Origin of the sequence: Sporosarcina jiandibaonis, from assembly GCF_013184495.1 — a bacterium.
Taxonomy (GTDB): Bacteria; Bacillota; Bacilli; order Bacillales_A; family Planococcaceae; genus Sporosarcina; species Sporosarcina jiandibaonis.
This window is the reverse complement of record NZ_JAAOIY010000008.1, coordinates 34811-59171: the sequence shown is the minus strand read 5'-3', so window position 1 is coordinate 59171 and position 24361 is coordinate 34811. Positions and strand designations below refer to the sequence as shown.

General features: G+C 38.8%; 26 protein-coding genes and 1 pseudogene. 3 read left to right on the top strand and 24 right to left on the bottom strand.

From position 1 onward, the window contains the following. Positions 1-265: 265 nt before the first annotated feature. From G8782_RS16710 to G8782_RS16685, 6 genes are all read right to left on the bottom strand, one after another. Positions 266-1057 carry a DUF817 domain-containing protein gene (locus G8782_RS16710; RefSeq protein WP_172373299.1) on the bottom strand — a complete coding sequence of 264 codons (792 nt, stop codon included), beginning with the start codon at positions 1055-1057 and terminating at the stop codon, positions 266-268. A gap of 47 nt (positions 1058-1104) precedes the next feature. Then, on the bottom strand, positions 1105-1326 hold the full coding sequence (locus G8782_RS16705) for a helix-turn-helix domain-containing protein (protein ID WP_172373297.1): 222 nt from the start codon (positions 1324-1326) through the stop codon (positions 1105-1107). A 10-nt stretch (positions 1327-1336) separates the two neighbouring features. After that, positions 1337-1828: a DUF2975 domain-containing protein gene (locus tag G8782_RS16700; protein ID WP_172373296.1), complete on the bottom strand. Its 492-nt coding sequence runs from the start codon at positions 1826-1828 to the stop codon at positions 1337-1339. Between the two features lie 63 nt (positions 1829-1891). After that, the gene (locus G8782_RS16695) at positions 1892-2473 is read right to left on the bottom strand and encodes a hypothetical protein (RefSeq protein WP_216667915.1); all 582 of its coding nucleotides are present in this window, start codon (positions 2471-2473) and stop codon (positions 1892-1894) included. A gap of 66 nt (positions 2474-2539) precedes the next feature. Further along, positions 2540-2761 (bottom strand): helix-turn-helix domain-containing protein, encoded by a 222-nt coding sequence (locus tag G8782_RS16690; RefSeq protein WP_172373295.1) that lies wholly within the window; start codon positions 2759-2761, stop codon positions 2540-2542. Between the two features lie 10 nt (positions 2762-2771). After that, positions 2772-3248: a DUF2975 domain-containing protein gene (locus G8782_RS16685; RefSeq protein WP_172373294.1), complete on the bottom strand. Its 477-nt coding sequence runs from the start codon at positions 3246-3248 to the stop codon at positions 2772-2774. 185 nt (positions 3249-3433) lie between these two features. Between G8782_RS16685 and cax the strand changes: the two genes are divergently transcribed. After that, positions 3434-4495, top strand: coding sequence for a calcium/proton exchanger (gene cax / locus G8782_RS16680; RefSeq protein ID WP_343035089.1), 1062 nt, complete (start codon positions 3434-3436; stop codon positions 4493-4495). Positions 4496-4553: 58 nt separating this feature from the next. On the opposite strand, the gene G8782_RS16675 is transcribed toward cax, so the two are convergent. The 5 genes from G8782_RS16675 to G8782_RS16655 form a co-directional block, all read right to left on the bottom strand. Continuing rightward, positions 4554-5114, bottom strand: coding sequence for a hypothetical protein (locus G8782_RS16675; protein WP_172373292.1), 561 nt, complete (start codon positions 5112-5114; stop codon positions 4554-4556). A gap of 114 nt (positions 5115-5228) precedes the next feature. Then, positions 5229-5606 carry a hypothetical protein gene (locus tag G8782_RS16670; RefSeq protein ID WP_172373291.1) on the bottom strand — a complete coding sequence of 126 codons (378 nt, stop codon included), beginning with the start codon at positions 5604-5606 and terminating at the stop codon, positions 5229-5231. Between the two features lie 56 nt (positions 5607-5662). Further along, positions 5663-6241 (bottom strand): GNAT family N-acetyltransferase, encoded by a 579-nt coding sequence (locus G8782_RS16665; protein ID WP_172373290.1) that lies wholly within the window; start codon positions 6239-6241, stop codon positions 5663-5665. Between the two features lie 269 nt (positions 6242-6510). Then, complete coding sequence (locus tag G8782_RS18730) at positions 6511-6699, bottom strand: hypothetical protein (RefSeq protein WP_343035088.1); 189 nt, start codon at positions 6697-6699, stop codon at positions 6511-6513. 3 nt (positions 6700-6702) lie between these two features. After that, the gene (locus G8782_RS16655) at positions 6703-7113 is read right to left on the bottom strand and encodes a hypothetical protein (RefSeq protein ID WP_343035087.1); all 411 of its coding nucleotides are present in this window, start codon (positions 7111-7113) and stop codon (positions 6703-6705) included. 128 nt (positions 7114-7241) lie between these two features. On the opposite strand from G8782_RS16655, the gene G8782_RS16650 reads away from it, so the two are divergent. Continuing rightward, positions 7242-8021: a 2-keto-4-pentenoate hydratase gene (locus tag G8782_RS16650; RefSeq protein WP_172373289.1), complete on the top strand. Its 780-nt coding sequence runs from the start codon at positions 7242-7244 to the stop codon at positions 8019-8021. Between the two features lie 138 nt (positions 8022-8159). Here the strand turns inward: G8782_RS16650 and qoxD are convergent, their stop codons facing one another. The 13 genes and pseudogenes from qoxD to G8782_RS16585 form a co-directional block, all read right to left on the bottom strand. Beyond that, a complete protein-coding gene (gene qoxD, locus G8782_RS16645) occupies positions 8160-8441 on the bottom strand; it encodes a cytochrome aa3 quinol oxidase subunit IV (protein WP_172373287.1) in 282 nt (93 codons plus the stop codon). A gap of 2 nt (positions 8442-8443) precedes the next feature. Next, complete coding sequence (gene qoxC, locus G8782_RS16640; RefSeq protein WP_172373285.1) at positions 8444-9040, bottom strand: cytochrome aa3 quinol oxidase subunit III; 597 nt, start codon at positions 9038-9040, stop codon at positions 8444-8446. Next, positions 9037-10986 (bottom strand): cytochrome aa3 quinol oxidase subunit I, encoded by a 1950-nt coding sequence (qoxB, locus tag G8782_RS16635; protein WP_172373283.1) that lies wholly within the window; start codon positions 10984-10986, stop codon positions 9037-9039. Before qoxB ends, qoxC begins: the two co-directional genes overlap by 4 nt. A 64-nt stretch (positions 10987-11050) precedes the next feature. Beyond that, positions 11051-11896: a cytochrome aa3 quinol oxidase subunit II gene (gene qoxA / locus G8782_RS16630; protein ID WP_172373281.1), complete on the bottom strand. Its 846-nt coding sequence runs from the start codon at positions 11894-11896 to the stop codon at positions 11051-11053. 614 nt (positions 11897-12510) lie between these two features. Continuing rightward, on the bottom strand, positions 12511-13476 hold the full coding sequence (locus G8782_RS16625) for an aromatic acid exporter family protein (protein ID WP_172373279.1): 966 nt from the start codon (positions 13474-13476) through the stop codon (positions 12511-12513). Between the two features lie 64 nt (positions 13477-13540). Continuing rightward, complete coding sequence (locus tag G8782_RS16620) at positions 13541-13690, bottom strand: hypothetical protein (protein WP_172373277.1); 150 nt, start codon at positions 13688-13690, stop codon at positions 13541-13543. 762 nt (positions 13691-14452) lie between these two features. Continuing rightward, positions 14453-15103, bottom strand: a pseudogene (locus tag G8782_RS16615) (reverse transcriptase-like protein); the annotation flags it as partial. Positions 15104-15307: 204 nt separating this feature from the next. Continuing rightward, complete coding sequence (locus tag G8782_RS16610) at positions 15308-16375, bottom strand: YkvI family membrane protein (RefSeq protein WP_172373273.1); 1068 nt, start codon at positions 16373-16375, stop codon at positions 15308-15310. Between the two features lie 103 nt (positions 16376-16478). Next, positions 16479-17591: an o-succinylbenzoate synthase gene (menC, locus tag G8782_RS16605; protein ID WP_172373271.1), complete on the bottom strand. Its 1113-nt coding sequence runs from the start codon at positions 17589-17591 to the stop codon at positions 16479-16481. Next, positions 17588-18430 carry a GNAT family N-acetyltransferase gene (locus G8782_RS16600; protein ID WP_172373269.1) on the bottom strand — a complete coding sequence of 281 codons (843 nt, stop codon included), beginning with the start codon at positions 18428-18430 and terminating at the stop codon, positions 17588-17590. The genes menC and G8782_RS16600 overlap by 4 nt, the downstream gene beginning before the upstream one ends. A gap of 57 nt (positions 18431-18487) precedes the next feature. Next, on the bottom strand, positions 18488-19348 hold the full coding sequence (locus tag G8782_RS16595; RefSeq protein ID WP_172373267.1) for a MurR/RpiR family transcriptional regulator: 861 nt from the start codon (positions 19346-19348) through the stop codon (positions 18488-18490). Between the two features lie 707 nt (positions 19349-20055). Then, on the bottom strand, positions 20056-21012 hold the full coding sequence (locus G8782_RS16590) for a tRNA dihydrouridine synthase (protein WP_172373265.1): 957 nt from the start codon (positions 21010-21012) through the stop codon (positions 20056-20058). Positions 21013-21425: 413 nt separating this feature from the next. Further along, the gene (locus tag G8782_RS16585; RefSeq protein WP_172373263.1) at positions 21426-22370 is read right to left on the bottom strand and encodes a DMT family transporter; all 945 of its coding nucleotides are present in this window, start codon (positions 22368-22370) and stop codon (positions 21426-21428) included. 887 nt (positions 22371-23257) lie between these two features. Here G8782_RS16585 and G8782_RS16580 point away from each other — a divergent pair. Further along, complete coding sequence (locus G8782_RS16580; RefSeq protein WP_172373261.1) at positions 23258-24121, top strand: hypothetical protein; 864 nt, start codon at positions 23258-23260, stop codon at positions 24119-24121. The last annotated feature ends 240 nt before the right edge of the window (positions 24122-24361 follow it).

Genomic DNA, 24361 nt, shown 5'->3' with positions numbered 1-24361 from the left:
TTGTATCTACCGCTGTTGTTCTTACTTCCGAAGAATAATAGTTAGAAACATACGAAAGTGCCAAAACCTGTACGCTGAAAACCGCTGCCCCTACAACGAGTAGTAATGCATAAATTGCTACCCCGGCTCCATATTCGCTTTCAATTGTTTACCTAATCGCGAATACTCGGAGCGATATTGGATGCTCATCACAAGGTTAGAGGGAGCAAAAATCAACCAAAAAAGCCGAATTCCTTATTAAGATAAGAATCCGACTTTAAAATAGTTATAAAAATTGCCTAGCATCTTTACCGACTGGAATTTTCCCCTTAACCCGTTTTAACGTCGCTACTATTAGAAAGCTAACAATCACCAATAATAGCCATGAACTCACCTTTCCTAGATGAACGAGACTCCATGCAGCGGTTTGGTTTGGATATTGCCAAGCGCCAAAGAATGTCGCGATGTTTTCGGCTACCCATATAAAAAATCCGATGAGCACAAAAGAGAATACGAGCGGCATCCGGTAACGAGTTCCTCCAACTTCGTATATGACCCAGGCTTTCCAAAAGACGATAACGACAAGTGCAGATAACCACCAACGAACGTCAATCCAGTAATGGTGGGAGAAAAAATTCAAGTAAATCGCGGCTGCAAGTGGTACAACTACTAAAAACGGCGGCCACTGAACTAGTTCAACCTCGAACCTCCGCCACGCCTGACAAAGATAACTTGCAACACTTGCGTACATGAACCCGCTGAACAAAGGCACTCCAAATATCTTGAAATAGCCTTCCTCTGGATAAGACCACGATCCCATATTGACCTTGAAAATTTCTAGTGCGAGTCCAATAAGGTGGAACAATGAAATAACCTTTAGTTCATCCCGCGTTTCAAGCCCAGAACTCACCATCCACCATTGCATCAACAAACAGATGATCAGAATCCAGTCATACCTCGGCAGAAATGGAAGTGGAATGATTTGCGTGATAGCCAAAGAGGCGAAAATAACGGCGGGAAACAAACATGATAGGGCCTGCTCATATCCAAAACGAACAAATTGTTTTAGTGCTCTCATAGTTCGTACCTCCAAAGGTATTGATACACCGATGAATAACTTTCTAGTTAATCTTGGGTAACTTCCTCTTTTCGATATTCTAGAATATCTCCGGGCTGACAATCTAACGCCTCACATATAGCTTCTAGCGTAGAAAATCGAATCGCTTTCGCTTTTCCGTTCTTCAGTATCGAAATATTTGCCATCGTTATTCCGACCTTCTCCGTAAGTTCTGTTACACTCATTTTCCTTTTAGCCAGCATCACATCAACATTTACTATAATTGCCATATCATTCACCTCAGACCGTTAAATCATTTTCGGATTTTATGGTAATCGCTTCTTGTAAAAGTCTTTGGAGAACAGCTGCAAAGACGGCGATTACAATGGAAGCAAATATAGGAACCATTCCAACTATTACTAGACCTGGAGCGTCGTCTACCTCCGCCATGATAAAGACGAATGGCAGGGCTACCGCATACAAGCCGCTGATTATGATGCCACAGTTTTTGATCTTTTTTAGAGCTCCTACGGATAGTTCCGAGAAAGCTTGGTTCTTGTCAATATAACTTAAAAGGTTAAAAGATTGATACAAAGCAAAGTAAAACGGGATTGCTGAAATATACATAATCATTAAAATGCCGTATACCACAAAAGCCAAATCTGAACCTCTTGCCGCTGCTTCATTTGCTTCATTCGCTATCTGTGGCAATAAAAATAGACACAAAGCCAGAACAGGAATTCCCATTAGAATAACAGCTATCTTCAAAAAGAGTGTTGAACCTCGTTTCATAAAAAGCACCTCACATATTTATTATTAATTTGATCTTAGCACGCCATTAATAGGCGCACATAATTATATTTCAATCGGAACTAATTGATAAGGGACATGGATTTTTTCATTTATGCCTCTTGGATAATCGTTTAATCCACCTTCAAACAACAACTCGAAATTCGCTAAATGAGTCAAGTCACTTGGTTTAACCAGTGAAAGATCCTCTTCTGCATAGTCAATGATCTTACTTTCCTTTAGGACAGATGCCACAAACTGAGAACAGAAGAAAGCATTCTTTCTTTTAATCGGCTTTTTAAATAGCACCCCAAATAATCCTATGAAATTGTAGCGATATTTTTCTCTATTGGAAGCTATTTCTTGAATATATTGATACATCTTTTGAAATTCATCATTTGTTATGTTTAAAGAATAGATAGCACAATCTGCCTGTCTAAATATGACCGAATGAATATCTTCTCTAACGAATCCCCCAATAAGAGGATTTTTCGCTGTTTTTCTCCCAAAACTATATACCTCAATTAACTCAGCATCGAAGGCGATTGAGGCATGATTATAGGGTTTTTTCGTATAGAACTTAATCAGTCTTGTTAATAACGTTTCTGTATCTGTTAAAAGGATATAAATCTTTTTATCCGTGATCATAATCCTCACCTTAACTATTTTTATGCCTGTAAAATAGGCGGTATCAAAACACCTCATACCTCATAATTAGCCTTGAGTATCTTCGCCCTTTTTGTATTCTAAAATATCTCCAGGCTGACAGTCTAGCGCTTCACATATCGCTTCTAAAGTAGAAAATCGAATCGCTTTTGCCTTTCCATTTTTCAGTATCGAAATATTCGCCATCGTGATTCCGACCTTCTCCGTAAGTTCTGTTACGCTCATTTTCCTTTTAGCTAGCATGACATCAACATTTACTATAATTGCCATATCATTCACCTCAGACCGTTAAATCATTTTCAGATTTTATAGTAATCGCTTCTTGTAAGAGTCTTTGAAGAACAGCAGCAAAGACGGCGATTATCATTGGAGCAAAAATAGGAACCATTCCAATAATTATGAGCCCCGGTGCATCGTCTAGCTCTGCGACGAGATATACAAATGGTAAAATTACCACATACAAGCCACTGATCGTCAATGCACACAATTTAATTTTCTTTAGAGCTATCACAGAGAAATCGGAGAAAGCCTGGCTTTTATCAATATAGCTCAAAAGTTTAAATGCCTGGTACAATGCAACGAAAAACGGGATTATTGAGATATACATGCCTATTACTATCGGATAGAGTATATGGGCATAATTTGGATTGGCAGGATTATTCACTAAGTAAGTCACCCCAAATATACCGAGAGCAAGAACTGGAGCTCCGATAAGAAAAACAGCTATTTTTAAAAAGAGTGTTGAACCTTGTTTCATTAAAAAGCACCTCACTTATTTATTGTTAATTTTATTTTAGCATAGGGTTTATCGAATAGCAATAAATAATTACTGATTATAACTATATTTTTATTGCAATAGGAATATACCCCGAATGAGAAAGAAATCATAAAAGTGTTTTTAATTTTTCCGTAAGGGAATACTTTATCTAAAGATCCAAAGAGGTGGTTTTATTGAATCGATTATTCGCCATTATTATTTTCACGGGCATACCGCTTGTCATTGCGGGCGCAATCCTGACTTGGAATGACATATTGATGTTCTTTCTCTGTTGCTTGAATATCATCGCGCTGGCGGGATACATAGGAAGGGCGACAGAAAGCTTGGCCATTGTGAGTGGTCCTAGGGTGGGCGGTTTGTTGAACGCTACTTTCGGGAATGCGGTTGAGCTGATTATTTCGATTTTCACTTTGAAAGCCGGAATGATTGGTATTGTTTTGGCGTCACTCACCGGATCCGTTCTTGGGAATCTTCTGCTCGTGCTTGGCCTTTCATTTTTTGCAGGCGGACTCAAGTTTAAGCGCCAAAATTTCAGTATCCATGATGCCCGCTATAATTCGGGGCTACTCATCTTCGCTGTCATTGTCGCATTTGTCATTCCGGAGATGTTTTCGATGACGTTGGATCAACAGAAAACGTTAAGCCTGAGTATCGGCATATCAGTCATTCTAATTACCCTTTATCTCGCGGGCTTACTCTTTAAGCTCGTCACGCACCGGGGTGTTTTCGGTTCCTCGGATAAGGAGGAAGTCGAAACGGAGATACCGGAGTGGACGAAACGCAAGTCGATTTGGGTTCTTTTACTATCGACGGTGGCTGTCGCATTTGTATCGGAACAGCTGGTCCAGACCTTTGAGACGATTGGCGAGAAATTCGGATGGACGGAGTTATTCATCGGTGTTATTGTCGTTGCAATCATCGGGAATGCGGCGGAACATTTCTCTGCCATTACGATGGCGATGAAGAACAAGTTGGATGTCACGGTTGAGATTGCTGTCGGCTCGACATTGCAAGTCGCTATGTTCGTCGCACCCGTGCTCGTCCTTGTCTCACTGTTAATGCCCGAACCGATGCCACTTGTTTTTACGGTACCTGAATTGGTCGCAATGATCACCGCGACGCTTCTTGTTATTAATCTCAGTAATGATGGTGAGTCGAATTGGTTTGAGGGGTTGATTCTTTTCGCGGCTTATTTAATTATGGGGATTGGATTTTTCCTTCTTTGAACTTCAACGACTAAAAAGCATCGGTTATAGCACCGATGCTTTTTATTTTCGTATACGTTTAATCAACTTTTAAATCGGGACTCCAAGGCGGTTCTTTTCCAATATCCACTTTTATTTCTTGCCTTTTCAACCCTATTTTCTCAGCATAATAATCAAGCATTTCAAAAACTGTAAAACGATGAAAACTCCCGTTGAGATATTGCGGTTCATTTCGTCTAGTCGGATCTATACTCCAAAGCGGTATAAAAACTGTGCCTGTATTATCATCGAATTCATTAATTGGAACATTGAAATCGACATACTCGTTATACCCATTCGCAACAGCGATGACAGTGACTTCTCCCATTTTTTTCATTGGAAACCTAGGGTCTTTCTGAACTGTAACAGGTATGTTTACTTCACCTTCAGAATTTGTTAGCTCTGTTCCGACGATTCCACCTGATGAATTTATCACAATAATTTGGGCGTTATTAATGGGTGTACTATGTTCTTCAGAAGTTGTTGTTACTTTGGCGGTTAATATTGCTGATACTGTGTTTGCATTTGTTTTTTCAAAACCTGTTAAGGATGGAAAGAGATAAGCAATAATGAAGAGAATAAAAAGACTCTTTTGAACCAAGGAGGTCACAACCTTCTTTTTCTTTATCCTTGGTATTGTTTGATATATTACTCAGTTTATACACGTTTACTTAACCAGTTAGACGAAATGTAAATTCATGCACCCCAGTTCCATCTATTTTTTGAGTGGTAATACAGGATCATCCTCACTATATCTCGAGAAAGTCCAACCACCGATTTCCATATCCGAACATGTTTTGTCCTTACAGCTGAAAATATATGATTGCTTATCGGTTCTAACCGTCACGTCATAATGAAACGGATAAACCCCGCCCTTATTACGATCTACCGCTGTTGTGATTGCATAAACCTTTTCCGTTTCAGTAAGTTTTTGATAAGCATCACTTTCCACAACGAGTTGCGTCATCTCACCCAAAATAACCTGATCTTCTTGTGTTGGCGTATACATGCTTACCCAAGAATCTTTGCCTATAGCGTACACGTTGAAGCAGAGACTTATTATTAATAGCATCCATAATATCCGCTTTTTCATTTGAAAACTTCCCCCTTTGTTATCCATTCAATGGAATCCCTGATACTTTAACGTTCTTAAAGAATGAAAGTTTCAAGCGAAGTTTTCATGCCTCTTAACCAATCTTTTCTCGTCAACTTCATATTCACCGAGTCAATCCATTCCTCTTCAAATTCCAGTTTATTTTCATCAATGCTATCCACAAGAAATCCCACTTTTTTATAAACACGCTTAGCTCTAGGATTAAAATCAAAAACACTTAAAGTTAATGCCTTAAGTGTCGTATGAGAAAATAAATAATTTATGAAAAGTCGAGTTGCTTCCGATCCTAAACCTCGGTCTCTTCCTCTTGGTCCAATTAAAATTCTGAAATTCATGCTATGGCTTTTTTCATCATACAAATTGGCGACGACTTCACCTACTAGAATACCTTTAGATTGGTCAACAATCGCAAGGTCCAAGCGATCGATTTGTTCATTTCTCGTATTATACCAATTTTGCGTAAATACCTTGTCATATTGTGAATCGCTGCCTGTCAGTTTAATTACTTCGGCATCCTGTAAACATTCCTCGATATATGTAAAATCAGCCTCTTTAAATGGCCGAAGTATGACTTTATCTCCTTTGAGCAATGGTTTATCCTTTAAATTTATCACTATAATCACACTCCAGTTTTTACGTTTTCATATAAAATCAATTCTAGTTTAGATTAAAATTTGATGCCCAAAATTGTAGAAGATATTATCTACTTAACATTGAGATCCTACTTCGCTGTTCTATCACGATATACAATTAGTGTAATGGCATTTAATGTGATGGTAACAATCAGAAGAACTGCCGCCGCAAACGCCATAGCACCTGTTGTATCCATAAGGGCAGACCAATCCTCAATCTGTACCAGATTATAGTTATAGATAATCTGGAATCATAGCGAAATTGCACAAGCACTGAGACTCATAATGGAAAGAGTGGCCCAATTCCGACGGCCATGTTTTCCATATCGCATGAGATTAACAACAGGAAGTATCCAAGCAATTAGTCCAAGCACGAAGCTGCCGAGATTAAGCAAACCAACCATATCCAATCCCCCTTCGTATTTATCAAGAAGTTGCATCTATTAACCTTCAAGCATCTGCAGATATCTTATCTCCTTATCATCTACAATGGCGATGTAGATTTGTGTATCCGTGTCATATATTTTTGTTCCCACAGGTAGTTTGTTGGATGTACCATTTCCAAAACTAATCGCTTTATCCGTTTGTTTGATTATTTCACCGACCTCTTCACCTATCGTATAATCTAATTCTTTTACCCAATCTACATCTTCAACATTAGAATAGACAATGCCTTCAAAAACAAATATGTCAGCACCAGCATCTTTGAGAAAATCCTTTGGAGTAGGATTACCTATTGACCCAGGTTGTGAGATATTTATTTGAGTGTTACCACATCCTGACAGGAATACAAGAAATGCAGTTAAACATAAGAAGTATTTTCCTTTCTGTCTAATAAGATTAAGTGTTAACACTTTATCCCCCCTTACGTTTATCTTATCAGGAAATTTCAACAGCTCATACCTGTCAGCTTTTCACCCCTTCACGAAAATCTAATAATACAGTATATTAAAGTTATACATTTCAAAATGGGGTGATTTTTATGACAAGTTTGGTAGATGAAATTGTTGGAAGGTTGGTTAATTCTCACGAAACAAAACAGCCAATTGAATTTATCCGTCATCGATATACGTTAGACGAAGAAACTTCATATTTAGTACAAGAAGAATTAATTAACCAGAAATGCAAGTTACATAATGCTGAAATAACAGGCTATAAAATTAGTATGACAAGTGCCGAAACCCAAGCAATTGCAAACACGGACGAACCAGCTTACGGGACGCTGCTTTCAACGCATATTACCAATAGTGGTGATGCTGTTTCTTTATCATCTTTGTTTGCTCCTTTAATTGAGCCTGAAATTATGTTTGTTTTGACGGAAGATTTATCAGCTGAGGCCGATGAAGATGAGATCATTCGTAAAAGTAAAATTTGTGCGGGGATAGAAATTCCAGATGCCCGATATGTTGATTGGTTCCCAAATTTTTCATTACCTGATTTACTTTGTGATAACACAGCAACAGGTCTCGTTGTTTTGTCTAATCAAATTGAACCATTGCCTTTCAACGAATTTGAGCATATTAAAATGGAACTTTTCCATAACGGAGCAAAAATTAGTGAAGGACTATCTTCGGCAGTGTTAGGTAATCCCGTCTTATCGGTAGCTTGGTTATCTCGAAAATTAGCTAAGAAAAATAAAATCTTGAAGAAGGATATGATTATTTCTTCGGGTACTTTTATTTCACCACTTGTTGCGAAGGAAGGTACATATAGAGTGACCTATTCGGATATTGGCGAGGTTGAAATTACTTTTGTGCCATGATAGAAGAAAAGGGGAGAATTTAATTTTCAATTCCTCCATACAACACGAGGTTTTCCATTACATCTTCAACGTTAATACGGTTTTTTTAGATAAATTAAAAAAGGAGCGCCATTTTATGCGCTCCTTTGGATTATTTAATTACATATCCCAAACTAAAATTAGTAAAGTACCAAAAATTGTAACGAGGGCTATCGCAACGCCGTAATAAATGTTCATATAGATCGCGACCTTATCATCCGTTTCACCAGCATGCATGAACACTACTAGTTGAACTGCGGCTTGTACGAATGCAGTAACTAACAACACTGTCATGCCTACAGCAAATGACAAATCCATGAAATAGACTGTCAATGCGGCAGCGGTAAGAACCAATGAAAAGACAAAGCCCATTACTTGTTTACGCGGGAATAATTCACTCATGTTTACATCATTCCTTTCAAGTAAACGAAGCTGAAAATAAAGATCCAGACAACGTCTAAGAAATGCCAGTAAAGCGAAAAGATGAATGACTTATTAGCTGTTTCGGGCGTTAGACCACGTTTTTTTACTTGCAGGATGATAAATAATCCCCAAAATAAACCGAGTGTAACGTGCGCGCCGTGCGTCCCTAATGTCGTTAAGAGTATAGCTGTAAATGCACTTGTTTGAAGTCCTGCTCCAATATGGACATAATGCGTAAACTCATAGATCTCTACACCTAAAAATGCGAGACCCAAAAGCAACGTGACAGCAAAGAATGCTATCATTGCATTCTTTCTACCAAGTCGCATTGCATGTACACCAAGCCCAATCGTAAAACTACTCGTTAACAATAAAAATGTTTCAATGAGCACTGGAGCGATTTCAAATATCTCTGCTCCCGACGGCCCATTTCCTGTACGGTGCGCTAGCGTGAAATAGGTTGCGAATAAGGTTGCAAACAGCATAACTTCTGCTCCGAGGAAAATCCAGAAGCCTAATACATTCATTCTATTTTGTTCTGTACTATATTCGAGAGGTAGCGTGTTATCTATTTTCATCTGCTTTGCACCTCGCATTCTTTCTCTGTATCTTCAATTTCCTTTACAGAAATATAATATCCATCGTCCTTCTCGAATGAACGGTGAGCCATACATACAAAAATTCCAATTGTCGTAATGATTGCAGGAATCCACATGCTGAACACGAAAGAGAATCCCCATACGAAGAATATGCAGCTCATAATAAACGGAACACCGCTATTATTTGGCATATGAATTTTTTCAATTGGACCACTGAATAATGGTTGACCTTTTTTCTTATGATCCCAGAGCGCCTCTATCGAATTCACTTGAGGCGTGATCGCAAAGTTATATGATGGTACCGGACTATGCGTAGCCCATTCAAGCGTACGTGCATTCCATGGGTCAGCACTAATATTTCTTGAAGCGTAACGTGTACTGTAATAGACGTTATAGACAATTAGAGCAAAACCGATCATAAGTACAATTGCCCCGGCAAACGACAACATATTTAACGGACCAAAACCAGTTGCCTCAGAGTACGTATACATCCGACGCGCTTGCCCATCTAAACCAGTAAAGAACATTGGGAAGAATGTTACGTTAAAGCCGATCGCGATAAACCAGAATGCCCATTTACCGATTCTTTCATTAAGCATGAAGCCAAACATTTTTGGCCACCAGTATGTGAGGCCGGCAATCATTGCGAAAACAACACCAGGAATAATTGTGTAATGGAAGTGCGCCACTAAGAACATCGTATTATGGTATTGGTAGTCAGCACTTGCCATACCGAGCATAACCCCAGTAACCCCGCCGATTGTGAAAATCGGAATAAATCCTACAGAGTATAGCATCGGAACGGTAAATTTAATACTCCCTTTTCGCATCGTTAGCAGCCAGTTAAAGATTTTAATACCGGTCGGAATCGCAATCGCCATCGTCGTGATGGAGAAAATGCTATTTGTTAGCGGTCCTTGACCCATTGTAAAGAAATGGTGTGTCCAAACTAAGAATGAGAAGAACGAAATAATCACAATCGAACCGACCATTGATTTATAGCCATAGAGGTTACGTCGCGAAAAAGTCGAGATGACCTCGCTATAAATACCAAATGCCGGCAATATGAGGATATATACTTCCGGATGTCCCCAAACCCAGAAAAGGTTGGCCCAGAGCATGTCCATTCCGCCATTCGTCATCGTAAAGAAGTTTGTACCAAATAGTCGATCCATTGTTCCCAATAGAAGTGCAATCGTTAGCACGGGAAATGCGAAGAGAACAATTGCATTCGTAATTAGAGCTGTCCAAGTGAACATTGGCATTTTCATCAATGTCATTCCAGGTGCTCTCATTTTGAAGATGGTCGTAGTGAAGTTAATCCCTGATATTAATGTTCCGATACCAGCGATTTGAATCGATAGCATGTAGTAATTCGTCCCGACAGATTGACTGAAGTCATTTCCTGCAAGCGGGAAATAAGAAGTCCAACCTGCATCAGGAGAACCGCCAATGACGAACGAAATGTTGAATAGCATTGCCCCCATAAAGAACAACCAGAAACTGAGTGCGTTCAAACGGGGAAAAGCAACATCACGTGCTCCAATTTGTAATGGAACAACAACGTTCATTAATGCGTATATAAACGGCATCGCCATAAATATAATCATGACAACCCCGTGGGTCGTGAATACTTCATTGTAATGCTGAGCATCTAGCAGCTTATTATCTGGTACCGCTGTTTGCGCTCGCATCATAATTGCATCTACACCGCCGCGGAACAGCATAATTAAAGCGGAGATGAGGTACATAATTCCAATTCGTTTATGGTCTACTGTCGTTAACCATTCACGCCATAAGTAACCCCATTTTTTAAAATAGGTTAAGCCAAAAATTATAGCGACTACGGTGAGACCAATGGCAACCATTGATGCGTAGATCGCTGGACTTGGATGAGGTATAGCAAATCGATCAAAGTAATCCATACATGTAAGACTCCTTTCGGAAATTTAATACTTGATCTTCTTAGTTAATTGTGTTGAAAGACTATTAATGGTTATGGCCTCCATGTTCACCTTCAGGAGGAGGCAAGAATTTCAAGTGAGTTCCACTAAATGTCATTTGTCCAAGGTGCCCAGGTTCTAATAGCTCTTTAAACTTCTCTTCAGAAAGAGGCGCGGCAGTAGATTTAACGTCTTCTACCCATTTATCGAACTCAGATTCAGGCATCGCCTTCACTTCGAATATATTTTCAGCGAATCCTTTCCCGCTAAAGTTTGCATTTCTTCCCATATATTCACCTGGTACAGTTGCTGCTAAGTGTAATTTAGTGACCATGTCCGACATGGCATATTTTTGTCCACCCAATTGTGGAATCCAGAAACTTGTAATTGGGCCGTAAGAGTACAGTCTGAATTCTATTGGACGATCTGTCGGAATATACAAATAGTTTACTGTTTCGATATTTTCTTCCGGATAGCTGAAATGCCATTTCCAGTCAGAAGACGAAGCGTAAACAATCAATGGTTTCTGATCTTCATATCCTTTAGGTGTTGCTTCCACCTCATATGTCGATTTGACAGTGACAATAGAAAGGAAAATGATAATTAAAACCGGAATCCCGACAATAATCGATTCAACAAGATGATTCCCTTCGATGTGTGGAGGTTCATAATCAGGGCTCTGTCTTGAAGCACGATATTTAAATACGATGTATGCCATCATTCCGAAAACAACAACAACAACAAAAGCCATCGTCGCGATTGAAATCCAAATGACATTAGCAGTCGTTTCAGCTTGGGGTCCTTTTGGATCCAAGACCATCACTGGCTCACAACCCGCTAATACTGCGAAAATACTGATGACCAAACTATAAAAAGCCAACTTGGTTTTCATGGAGAGTTACCCCTTTCTATTATTTTAAAAGCTTTTCAGCTTACTAAATTAGGTATTGAATTATTATCATCCACAACACAATAATAATTTTAATATATTGATTCCTCGAAAACAACATTCCAAAAAGAACGTCACAAAAGCTTCACTAAATCCTTTAAAAAAATTCATAAAACGTTCATATTACAACACTTCATTACGTCACACCTTGTACAATTAATTGGATATCATTCTATTAAATAGTAATGAATTACAAATTTATAACTTAATATAATGCTATCCAAATTATAGTAATAAACCCAGACTAATTTCTAGTGGATACAGGTTTAATCTCTCTGAAAACCAAAACAAGTTAATTTTCATTAACATTATTTACAAGACTACCTCATATAAAAAAGACACTCTCCGCTATCTTGGAAAAGTGTCTTTTGCCTTTGTATTAAGTTGTAAAATTGAGTGGATTTCACCTTGGAGTTATACGTACAACCCATTTGGGTAAACCACAGAGTCAACATTTCTATTCTGTTACTCAATTATTTCATGAAATTGGCACCGTAATAAACTGAGTCTGGGTTACCTATTCACTTCCAGCTACAACCAATCAGTTCTCTTCTATACTAACGACTCCTTTTTGTAAAAAGTTTTTTCTTTATGTTTAAGTAGTTTTCCATTTCAAAAATTAAATAAAATAGATTCGCCCGTATTTCAAATTCTTCTCTTGTCTTCGGCAACTCCGTCCTGCGGATCGATGCTTTTAATTCCTCTAACTCATTTAATGAGATGTCGGTTGTATCTCCTGAATGGACGTTCTGACTTAAATTCTTCAAGAACTCTGCAAACATTTCTTTCTGTTTGACATGTAAGCTCGATGAAGAGACAATGGCAACGATTTTCATCATATGTTTTAGGAGTTCCAGTTGATTCTCTCGCATTTCCAGATAATAATAATCTTTATTTTGTTTTCGTAACAGATGATTTTCTACATCTTGAACAGCAATGCTTTTGGATTGATTAATCGAATCTTCTACCTCAAGTATTTCTTTTCCATCCCAGTTTCGCTCACTATCCCTTAAATGGGCAGAGAATTCATAGAGAATAACTTCAAACTTTTGTTCAATCTCCTTCTTAAAGGTCTCAATATCTCGCTTGAAATTTGGCATGAAGCTGTTGACGAGAAGAGCAATTCCCATACCGATGAAAATAATGTAGAGCTCGTTCAAAAACATAGCCCAGTTAGCATTCTTTACCGTATAAACATGTAATACCACGACCATGCTTGTGACAAAACCGTCCTGGATACCCACTCTTACAAGGATAGGTACAAATAATAAAATAAATAAGGCAAAGACAATGGGGTAATAACCTAATACCTCAAAAAATAAAGCACCAAGAATCAAAGATAAAAGAGAGGCAAGGAATTTTTTATTCATTGTAATTAATGTCTTTTTCTTCGTTTTCTCGATACACATAATAACGATAATTGCAGCAAACGTTGCAAATTCCAAATCCAATAAACTCGCAATCCAAATTGCCAGCCCTGCTCCTACAGCAGTCTTTATCGTCCGGTAGCCCATACCAATCATTAAAGCACCATCCTATTATTTTCTATATATAAATCCTATGCTTAGTGAGGGGTTCCTTCAACGATCACGATTCACTATATAAATCCACTTTTAACAGGGGTGCGATATACGCCTTTTGCAAAAGCTGCACGGAAAGTGATTCAAAATAATGAGTAGCCTCCTGCTCAGCCAATCGATAGCATGCATTAGCATTTTTTAGTAACTCTTCATTCATACGATTCAATACCTCTACTTAATGGTTTTTGATATATGTATGCGAAATAATTCAAAGCAATGTTAATAATTTACACATCATCTAAGGTTTATCTACTCATTTTTTGACAGGTACCTATGTATTACAAACATTCACGATAATCCACGCATCTATACAATCACACGATTACTGTTTCTAAGCCTATAGTTTAACATGTAAATAATAAATCGTGATATATATATCCGACGCAGTAAGGCGGATATACATAAATTTAATGACTATATCCGACAAATACCCGAGTATATCCGCGCCTTTTTCACAAACATATACGCAAATCATTACTTTAAAAAAAGCAGACGCCATAACGACGTTTGCTCCTGATTCTTACCTATCGATTTTGGCGCAACATTAGTTCCAACACGACATTTTCTTCTTCTACTAATCTTCTGCTCTTTAGCTAAAGCCTTCGTTAGCATAATAAGTTACCCAAGATTATTTTTGTAGTATTACTTCTAATTTCTTTTTATATTTGTTCCGATATGAATTTTTTCTCATCTTTTCAATGTTTATTTGACCAATGATAAATCGAACATCATTATTTTCCCTTATTAATCTTTTGTGTTCCTCATTATCATAGTATGATTGAAACCATTCATATTTATTGAGAAATGTGATGTTCTGGTCAATTTCTTCATCTGTAACATCTTTCATAGAAGAAATGATAAGTGTTGCAATAGAACCTATTAGTTCCAATAAAGCCCCCATCGTTTCTCCCCCTATCTCGATTTCGACCGTTGCTGTAATCTCAATCCCGTTCAATGCCTGTGTAGCTAGCCTGTCTGCTTCTGTATTCCCTTTTCGAGATACCAACTCATACTCCGGTGTAATTCTAAGGGCTTTCATTTTGGCTTCGATTCGGTCTGCCCAACTGTACAGGTTCTGTTCTATCGCCGGCCACTCCTCGGTCAAATGATTGATGACAACCCGAGAATCCCCAATAAATCGGACCGGAAGATGGTGGACATTCAAATTTTCAAGTTCCTTTATGCAAAGATGTAGCGCTGCATATTCCGCCTCATTATTCGATGTGAGCTCCAGAACAGATGCGTTTCGCCTTAGCCTATACGATTTCCCATTTTGATCGTAATAAATTACGCAACCCAATCCAGATGCCTTCGTAGTCTGGTCGAACCCTCCGTCAAAATAGACTATAATATTATGCGGCTCTGTTTCGATTTCTTTTAAATAACTCTTCATTTGCTTAATCGTCCACAAGTTGTCATATCGATCGATAAATTTTAAAGTTTTCGTACGTCCCGTCCTCTCCAAATCTTCCGCAATGAGCATTGCATGAGCTGCTTTCATTTCATGCGATTGGAAGACGGTTTCCGTTCCTTTAGGTGTTCGATAACTCCATTCGATTATAACCTTCATCGCAATTCCTCCAACTAGTTTGTCCCTGTAGTGTACCTAATGCGATGCTCTTTTAGAAGTCTTCTCGTCACAATCCAACAAATATACCCCATTAAGCATATCGGATAAACCCCGGAATCCTTTTGAGGAAAACCGGGATAATTTTGAGTAAGATAATTTAAATTCATTAACCCGAATATTTCAAGGCAGACAAAATTGACTGCCTCAGTTCTCTCCCACATTATGCTGTTCTCTTTTTCTCATGATCCAAGCCAAGACAATTGCACCAATTAACGTAAAGCCTAGGTAGCCCATTGCCGGATAGACCGTTCCAACAAGTGTGATGAACCCAACAAAACTCGCTCCAAATGCGGCTACCCCGAAGAGGACAACGGCACCTTTGAATTTTTTCGTTTCCGGGTTCATGGTACGCGCCGTAAATGCATAGAGCATACCGACAGCGGTATTGTAGACCATACCAAGTAAAATAATAGAAAAAATTGTACTCATGACCGGGCTCATGCTATTGGCCAACGCTAACATCGGCATTGGTAAGGACGCAATATCCTTCAACTGTGTCAGCATTGAAACATTAATGAGGATAATGAGAAGACCGAGACCCAATCCCCCGATAATGCCCCCCCATGCCGCCACTTTCTCATCCTTGACTGTCCCGCCCATGACGGTCAACATCGCTGCACCTGCAGCAATATTATACGATACATATAAAACTGCCCCTAACAGCCAGTGAGAAGCAGCCCGATTTTGACTAGCCGAGACAGCTTGCAGATCTGCTGATGCGAGGTCGAAATTGATGACCGAATAGATGGTAATCACAATGACAATCAACAATAAAAAAGGTGTGAACGCACTGATGAGCGAAATCACTTTTTGCACATTTAGTGTAACAGAAAGGATTGTTACCACTGCCATGAGTATACTTCCTATGACACTTGGCACACCAAATTGCTGTTCGAAAATGGCTCCGGCCCCTGAAAACATGACGACTGTTACACCGAACAAGAAAAACGTAATAATGGTGTCGACAATTATTCCTAAATAACGTCCACAAATATGATAAATGACTTTTTGATGAGATGTTGTTTGTAAACGGCTCCCAAGCTGAGTCAAATTCATGCCAATAAATGCGAATAAAAACGTTGCAACGATTGAACCGGCAATACCGATTGCCCCGAAACTCGTGAAAAATTGTAGAATCTCTCGCCCTGATGCGAACCCTGCCCCTACTATGACTCCAATAAAGGCTGCACCAATTTGAAAACTCTTTCTCATAAACATTCCCCCTGCTAACTGATCTCATTTGATATATTTAAATTTTCCGAATTCGGCAGCCGGAAGAAATCATGTGGATGCTTGTTCACCCACATGATCTTTATTATTCGGCGCTAAAATGGTATTTTTCGATTGTAAACTTGTCCATTGCATTGAAATTTGGTTCATAACCGATTCCATATGCTTTCGGCACCGTAATATAGCCGTCTTCCACGACCACTTCTGGCGCAATAACATCTTCTTCCCAATAACGGGAGGAACCGGCAGTATCGCCTGGCAAGACGAAGTTCGGCAATGTCGTCAACGCCACATTATGGGCACGCCCGATGCCCGATTCCAGCATGCCACCACACCAAACTGGAATGTTTCGTTCCATGCAATAATCATGTATTTTCTTGGCTTCCGTTAAGCCACCGACTCGGCCGATTTTAATATTGATGATTTTTGTGCTCCCGAGTTCCAATGCTTTCCGCGAGTCTTCAAGGGAATGAATACTTTCATCCAAACAAATCGGTGTAGACATTTGTTTCTGCAATGTCGCATGGTCGATAATATCATCTGACGCAAGTGGTTGTTCAATCATGGTCAAGTCAAACGCGTCAAGCTGTTTCAACAGTTCGATATCATCCAGTGTATAAGCCGAGTTGGCGTCCGCCATGAGCGGTACGTCTGGGAACTGCTTCCGGAGCTCGCGCATCACTTCGACGTCATATCCCGGTTTGATTTTCACCTTGATACGTTTATAACCTTCCTCTACAAAGCCACGGACGGTTGCAATCAAATCTTCGATATGTTCATGGATCCCAATGCTGATTCCGACTTCAATTTTGTCGCGCTCCCCGCCTAAAGCTTGCGCCAATGTCATCTGGTTCCGTTTGGCATATAAGTCCCAAATAGCCCCTTCAACGGTCGATTTCGCCATGTTGTTTTTACGGATAGCGCTGAAAAGTTCACTCACTTCATCGGGATGTCCTATTTCTTTTCCTAATATGAGTGGAATCAGAAAGTCTTGGATGATATGCAAATTCGTTTCAAGCGTCTCTTCATTATACCAAGGCGCGTTGAATGCAACAGACTCACCCCAGCCGCTATTGCCCAGCTCATCTTTCGCCTCTAACAATAGAAAATCCTTTTCATGTAATGTACCGAAACTTGTTGTAAACGGATGCTTCATCATCATTTTCATTTTACGGATGGTGATTTCTTGAATGATCATTCGATTTCTCCTCTTTCATTCGTATTCAATGGGATTGTATTTCTTTTGACCACTTGGTAATAGTGGATGCCATATGTCGTTCGATTGACGCTTACCAAAGCATACTCTGCACGGAAGAGCGTTTGGAAGATTTCCCTAATTTTCAGTCGCCAATCCAGTGCAAGCTGCGGCTCATTTTGTTTAATCAACTGAAAATTTTCGGGTATTGGGATTTCAATACCGGCACTGTTGATCGGAATATCCCGTTCACCCCATTCTAGAATTGGATTTCCCTGTTCGGAACTTCCCACCGTAAACGGACGATCAAAACGATCAATTGTCGGAATATAGCTTTCTTCGACCCTTTTACTCGTAATCCACCATTCGATTTTAAAACGATCAGTAGGTAATCCTTTGTTCAAACCGTCTTCCATTTCACCGTACCAATTTTCTAAATAAATTTCGCATACCCCATATAACTTCGACAAATTCAAATACGCGTTCCGGCTTTCCAACGGATCGAATGTCCATGTTATCAGGTCATAACCCATATCTATGGCGAATTTTCGTTGCTCTTCCTTCAACGTTTTTCCGATTCCCATCAGCTGGTAATCGGGATGGATCCCGAGCATATGGGAACATAAATACGTTTTTCCATTTGCAAATCCAGTAAATCCGTATGAGAATCCGACGATTTTCTCGCCGTCGAAAGCGCCAAGCATTAGGCCTCCATTTGTGACTGCTGTATAGGTTTGATGGATTGGAATCGACTCCGATCCCCATACTGTTTTTTCAAGGGATTGCATGAGACGCATATCTTCAATTGTCTCCAATTTGCGCGTTGTAATATTTGCATTCATTGAATCACGTCCTTTTTTTCTATCGATATCTGTACGAAGCCCAACGCAATGTCCATTTCATTGTTTCTCCGTCCCTTCCACAAATAAGAAATCACTTTTCAAAGATTGATAGGTCTCTTGACGTTTTTCGAAGTTATCTTTTTCCTTCACGGACACCCCGGCAACCATCGCATTCATAAACGAAAACAAAGCAGTCGTCGCATCAAGTGTGGATTTATTCGGTGAATGAATGGGAAATAGCACATCACTATGCGCTTGAACAGGTGCCAACAATGAGTCTGTAATCGCAATGACATAGGCTTGCTGATCACTGGCCAACTCAGCAATACGGATTGTTTCTTTTAGATAGCGATGGAAAGAAATGGCAACTAATACAGATTGATCATTCATGGTACTAATCGTTCGAATAACATCTTCCGCCTCTATCCGAATGAGCCGGACGTCATGCCTGACTAGCCCAAGTGTATAGGTGAGCCAATTTGCCGCAGCGTAGGATGAACGAAGCCCCAAAATATAAACCGTTTCTGCTTTTGATAAATGTGTAATTGCCGTTTCGTAATCTGTCTCATTGATCTGCTTGATTGTTTCCACAATGGAACGACAATCCTGTTCCATCACTTGTTCATAGAAATGGGGTGATTTTTCCAATTCAAGCTTGGATTGTTGATAAGTATACAAACTGCTTTCTTGGAATAATAGTTGCTCCCGGGTGGTCTTTTGCAATTCTGAATAACCGGAAAATCCAAGACTATAACAAAAGCGGATTACCGTCGTTTCACTCACCCCGATTATCATGCCGATTTCCTGCGCCGAAGACACAGCGACATTCCGGGGATGATCCAATACGTAGGCAGCGACTAGCTTTTGACTTTTCGACAGTTTATGGAAATGCTCATGCACGAGCTCTTTAAATTTCATAATTGATCACCATTTGAAGTGCAGGATTTTTTATTTCAATAAATGAAGTTCAAACTTCAATACTGATTATAAACTAATTTAACATATAGTTTCACAGAATACAATCTACTTTCTGAATCTTTAATGTGTAACTCGACATGGCGTTTATGGGAGAATTCCCCCAGTACGGAAGCACAAAACCAATTATCATGGATTACACTATAACGAGGGGTCGTCCAGAAAGTCAGTGAAAGCAATTTTCTGGAACAGCCCTTTTCATATTCCAGACAAAAAAATCGTCCAATCTTGTAGGACGATTTCATATGGTATTTTATTAGATGAATAATCAATCCTAATTATTCCTTGGAATGAACAGTCTCAAATTTGTCACGTACAGACAAAACTTTGTGATTCGTCTAAAAGAAAACGTTGTGACTTTTCGTCAAAAAAAATAATCCCAGAATCTTGTTGTAGAAAACTGAGACTATATCGGGTTAGATATGTTGTAGTGTCTTGAGAGACTGAAAGGCCAACTCCTCCATATCCAGGTAAAGCATGGCCTAACCTGTTTAGACACTAAATATTTATTAATATTGAGGTACAGTAACTATAAATATTATCGATGCACCTGGAATAGCTTCAAGACGCAAGTCTGTTACATTGTACCTGACACTCGCTTTCCCCTGAAATATAAGGAACTTCTCCTCTTTCTCTGTATAATCAATATTCTATCCGTCAAAGTTATCGAGCAATGTACGCACTTCATCTGTTGACTCTGTGCTCATCATTTGATTTCTTAATTCTGCAGCTCCTCGAAACCCACGAACATATATCTTAAAAAAGCGATGAAGAGCTTTGAATGAACGTAATTCTAATTTTGAATATTTATCATGAAGGTCAAGTTGTAACCTTAAGAGATCTAGAAACTCCTCACTACTATGTTCTCTCGGCTCTTTTTCAAAGGCGAATGGGTTATTAAAAATACCACGCCCAATCATAATCCCATCAACACCGTATTTTTCGAAGAGCTCCAAACCAGTTTGACGGTCGGGAATATCCCCATTGATTGTTAATAGTGTGTCTGGTGCTATTTGGTCGCGAAGCTCTTTAATCTCCGGAATCAATTCCCAATGAGCATCGACTTTGCTCATTTCTTTTCTTGTACGCAGGTGAATGGAAAGATTAGCGATGTCTTGTTTCAATAAGTGTGTTAGCCAGTCATGCCATTCGTCTACATCGCTGTAACCAAGCCTTGTTTTTACACTGACAGGCAAACCTCCTGCTTTTGATGCTTGTATGATCTCTGCTGCAACTTCTGGACGCAGGATAAGGCCGCTTCCCTTCCCTTTCGATGCCACATTAGGCACAGGACAGCCCATATTAATATCCAAACCTCGAAAGCCTAATTCCGCCATGCCAATACTCATTTCTCTGAAGTATTCAGGCTTATCCCCCCATATATGGGCGACAATCGGTTGTTCATCTTCTGTAAAAGTCAAACGACCGCGCACACTATCTTTTCCCTCTGGGTGACAATAACTCTCTGTGTTTGTAAACTCTGTAAAAAACACATCAGGTCTAGCTGCTTCACTCACTACATGGCGAAAAACAACATCCGTCACATCTTCCATTGGTGCCAGCACAAAAAACGGTCGTGGTAAATCACGCCAAAAATTATCTTTCATTGTTAAATTCAAATCCTTTCATGATGGGACACCAGCTTAAAACGGTGTTTCCAAAATAAAAAAGCATAAATGTCTCTGCTTCTTTAGAGATATACCATGCTTAAGTAATTTTTATCAAACTATAGCAACATTCTATTAGTATACACTTTAATATTAAGCATTAAAGAGTTCAAAGTAAATCTAAGTAGATCAGGTGATATAGAACATGGGGATAGCTAGGCTTCTACTGCATTTTGCTGGAAAATTCCTGTTAATAGATGATGTCAAATAGTGTTCGTTAGTAATTCACTTAAATTATTAAATTCAAGAAAACGTGTGCAAAATCAACTAATTGGAGTAAGTTCATGTAATGAACGGTACCTGAATCGCTCCCTGACACCGTTCATACAATATATCTTATCCCAATTAGTTCTTTACTTTTTTATATTTCCAGAAACGAGTATAGACCCAATAAGTACGATGATTGCGCCTATGACAAATTGGAAGTTGACCCGAGTGCCAATAAACACAATTTCAGTTAAGATTGCCCAAAATACGTACGTATTGTTCAGAGATTGACCCCTAGCGGCACCGATTAAATTAATGGACGAATAGTATAAGGAATAATTAGCAGTCCCTAAAAATCCGGCGATGACGATAAGCCATACGATATCGGATGTTGCCGCTTCAAATACTAAAGGATAGCCATGCAGTAATGGTACAAGTATGATTGCATAACTGAGCGCGGAAGTCATTTGCCTAATATTAATCGCATATAGCGGTACGACGTCTTTTCCTCTCATCCCCCAAGCGCCAATCACGCCTTCAAGACCCCAAAATATGGCAGCTCCCAACGCAAACAATATTCCGATGAAAAAGGTGCTTTCGGTGTCAAACTTCGTTGGCACATAAGCCAGTACAATGACACCGATGATACTTAGCACAACACCAGACCAAGTTCTTCTATTCATTTTTTCCTTCAAAAAAAAGAATGCAAGCACCGCTCCTATGCCAGGAAATATAGAAGCAATACTTGCCGCATAGGTGACTCCGGCATATTGAATACCAAGAAAGTAAAAGCTCATTGCCAAAGGTCCGCCCGACAATGCGCCTAACACTAAAATCGCACCGCTTTTCGTTTTATACAGCTTTAAGACATTTAAAAATTCGCCCTTTATAATCATCAACAAAGATATCCATATTGAAGAGAAAAAGTCGTGCATGAACGCAGCTATAATCGGAGCAAGCATCACGGCCTCTTTAAATGGCGTACTCGCTATGATAACGCCAATGATTACTGTATCGACTCCCCAAGCAACAGCGGAAGTAGCGCCGAGGCCAATACCCTTTCTACCCTCTTTAATACTTTTTTTAGTCATCGACCTTACCTCTTCCCGAAAAATTAGTTTCCCGCAATCTGAATGAATGATTGTAATGACCATTGGAATATAAGTACGTTATTGTAGCTCATTCATTATTGTATCTATCATGGAAAGGATTATACGGAAAGATATCATATATTAATTTCGCCAAGTTGCGATAAGTTGAGATACCGTAAAACTCGGCTTATTATTTTAAATAGCTATACGCGTATATTAGAATTGCACAAACACAAAAAAGACTGAATCCATATGGAATCCAACCTAAATATATAATTGATTTCGGATTGTAAAAGTCGATTGAATGATAATTGGAACAACAATCGAATTACGTATTTTTCTCATCGTTCAGAGAACAACATGATTGACTTAGTTACGGATGGAAATACAGAGTCACATGAGAAACGGAACATCGTCATGGATTCTTTCGGGTATATATTCATCACAAAATAGGATACACCATTACTCTTGAGAGAGTATCCATGTCAACTAGCTGAGTTACATCAATCTTTGTGTTGCTTTTGTTGCATCCCACCGAGATAAATAACAACGATAATAGAACAATGATCTGTTTACCGAACCTCTTTTCCATAATCTCACACCCTCCAGTATTTTCTATCCGCTTTCTGTATTGTCTTAATATTCTATATAGGCTATTATCACCTTAACGCTTGTAACTTATTTTATAAATGGAGGAATTAAATGATAATTAAACGAAGTTTTAGTACCTATAGGTGATTTGGGGGCTCCGGTATGTTCGACTACCCCAAACGGCAAAGCAGACAGAGCTGGTACTAACATGGCAATGGCTTACTAATGGTGAATGGGTAGCGACTAGTGATAATAATCTTATCTGGTCCTGCCTTAATACAGATAGGGGGAAATTAATGGATAAACATATCAATCTATTCATCGCACTCATGGTTATCCTCTTAGCAGGATGTGTAAATAAGGAAGTCGAAACTGAAAAAATAAAAGAAGCGGAAGAAATGAAAGAGACTGTTATCGAAATACCTTTTGCCAATTACAATCATCCTGTTATTCAAGGAGATGAAATGTTTGTTCCTATCAATCGTAATACAAGTGATTCGTTCGATGTGGATACATTGATTCAATATAATATTGATAATGGAGATAGAGAAGTTTTGTATGAATCGGAATATGATGAATCCTCTATGCAAGCGACTCAGGTGAATGAAGACTGGTTAATTTGGGTTGATTCAAGTAGTGATGGATATTATGAAAAGATATTGTCAATGGAACGTTCAAGCGGTAAAATACAGACACTTGCTGAAACTAATCCTAAATATTTAACCATTCTATCACCTGAACTCTATCATGAGTATGTCGCTTGGACACAATTGGTTGACGATGGAATTACTGTGGAAGTTAAATTGCATAATCTTATCACCAATGAAACCATTAGTGTAGCAAAAATGAATGATTATTCCTTATATAATGCTTTTGTTCATATAGAGGATAATAAATTATTATGGACCGATACAGAAGATGGGCAAGGCTATTACATTCTATATGATATTGAAAGTAAAAGTACTGAAAACTACAAGGCTCCAAAAACCTTTCCCGGATATGCGACTTATAGTAACGGTAAAATTTTTTCTATCAATTTTGATGATGATAGGAATTGGACTTCACAAGAGTTTGGTTATTTGGATATAGCCACCAATGAATACCATACTTTCGAACATGAGAGTACATTAATTATTTTGATACATTCGCCAATAAAGTAGCCGTTCTGGACAGTAACAATGAATTATTTTTTTATGAATTTAAAGACGATGAACCTGTTCGAATTGATGTTGAGATTACTAAAGAAGAAAATCCATTTTTTGCTTCTTTTGATAACGAAGGTCACTTGATGTTGAAGTTTAATATGACGGAAGGTACAAATAAAGCGGAAATCGGTGTTATTTATACAAAATAATATAAATAAACTTCCCCGATTAACCATTGCGAGGAAGTTTTTTCGT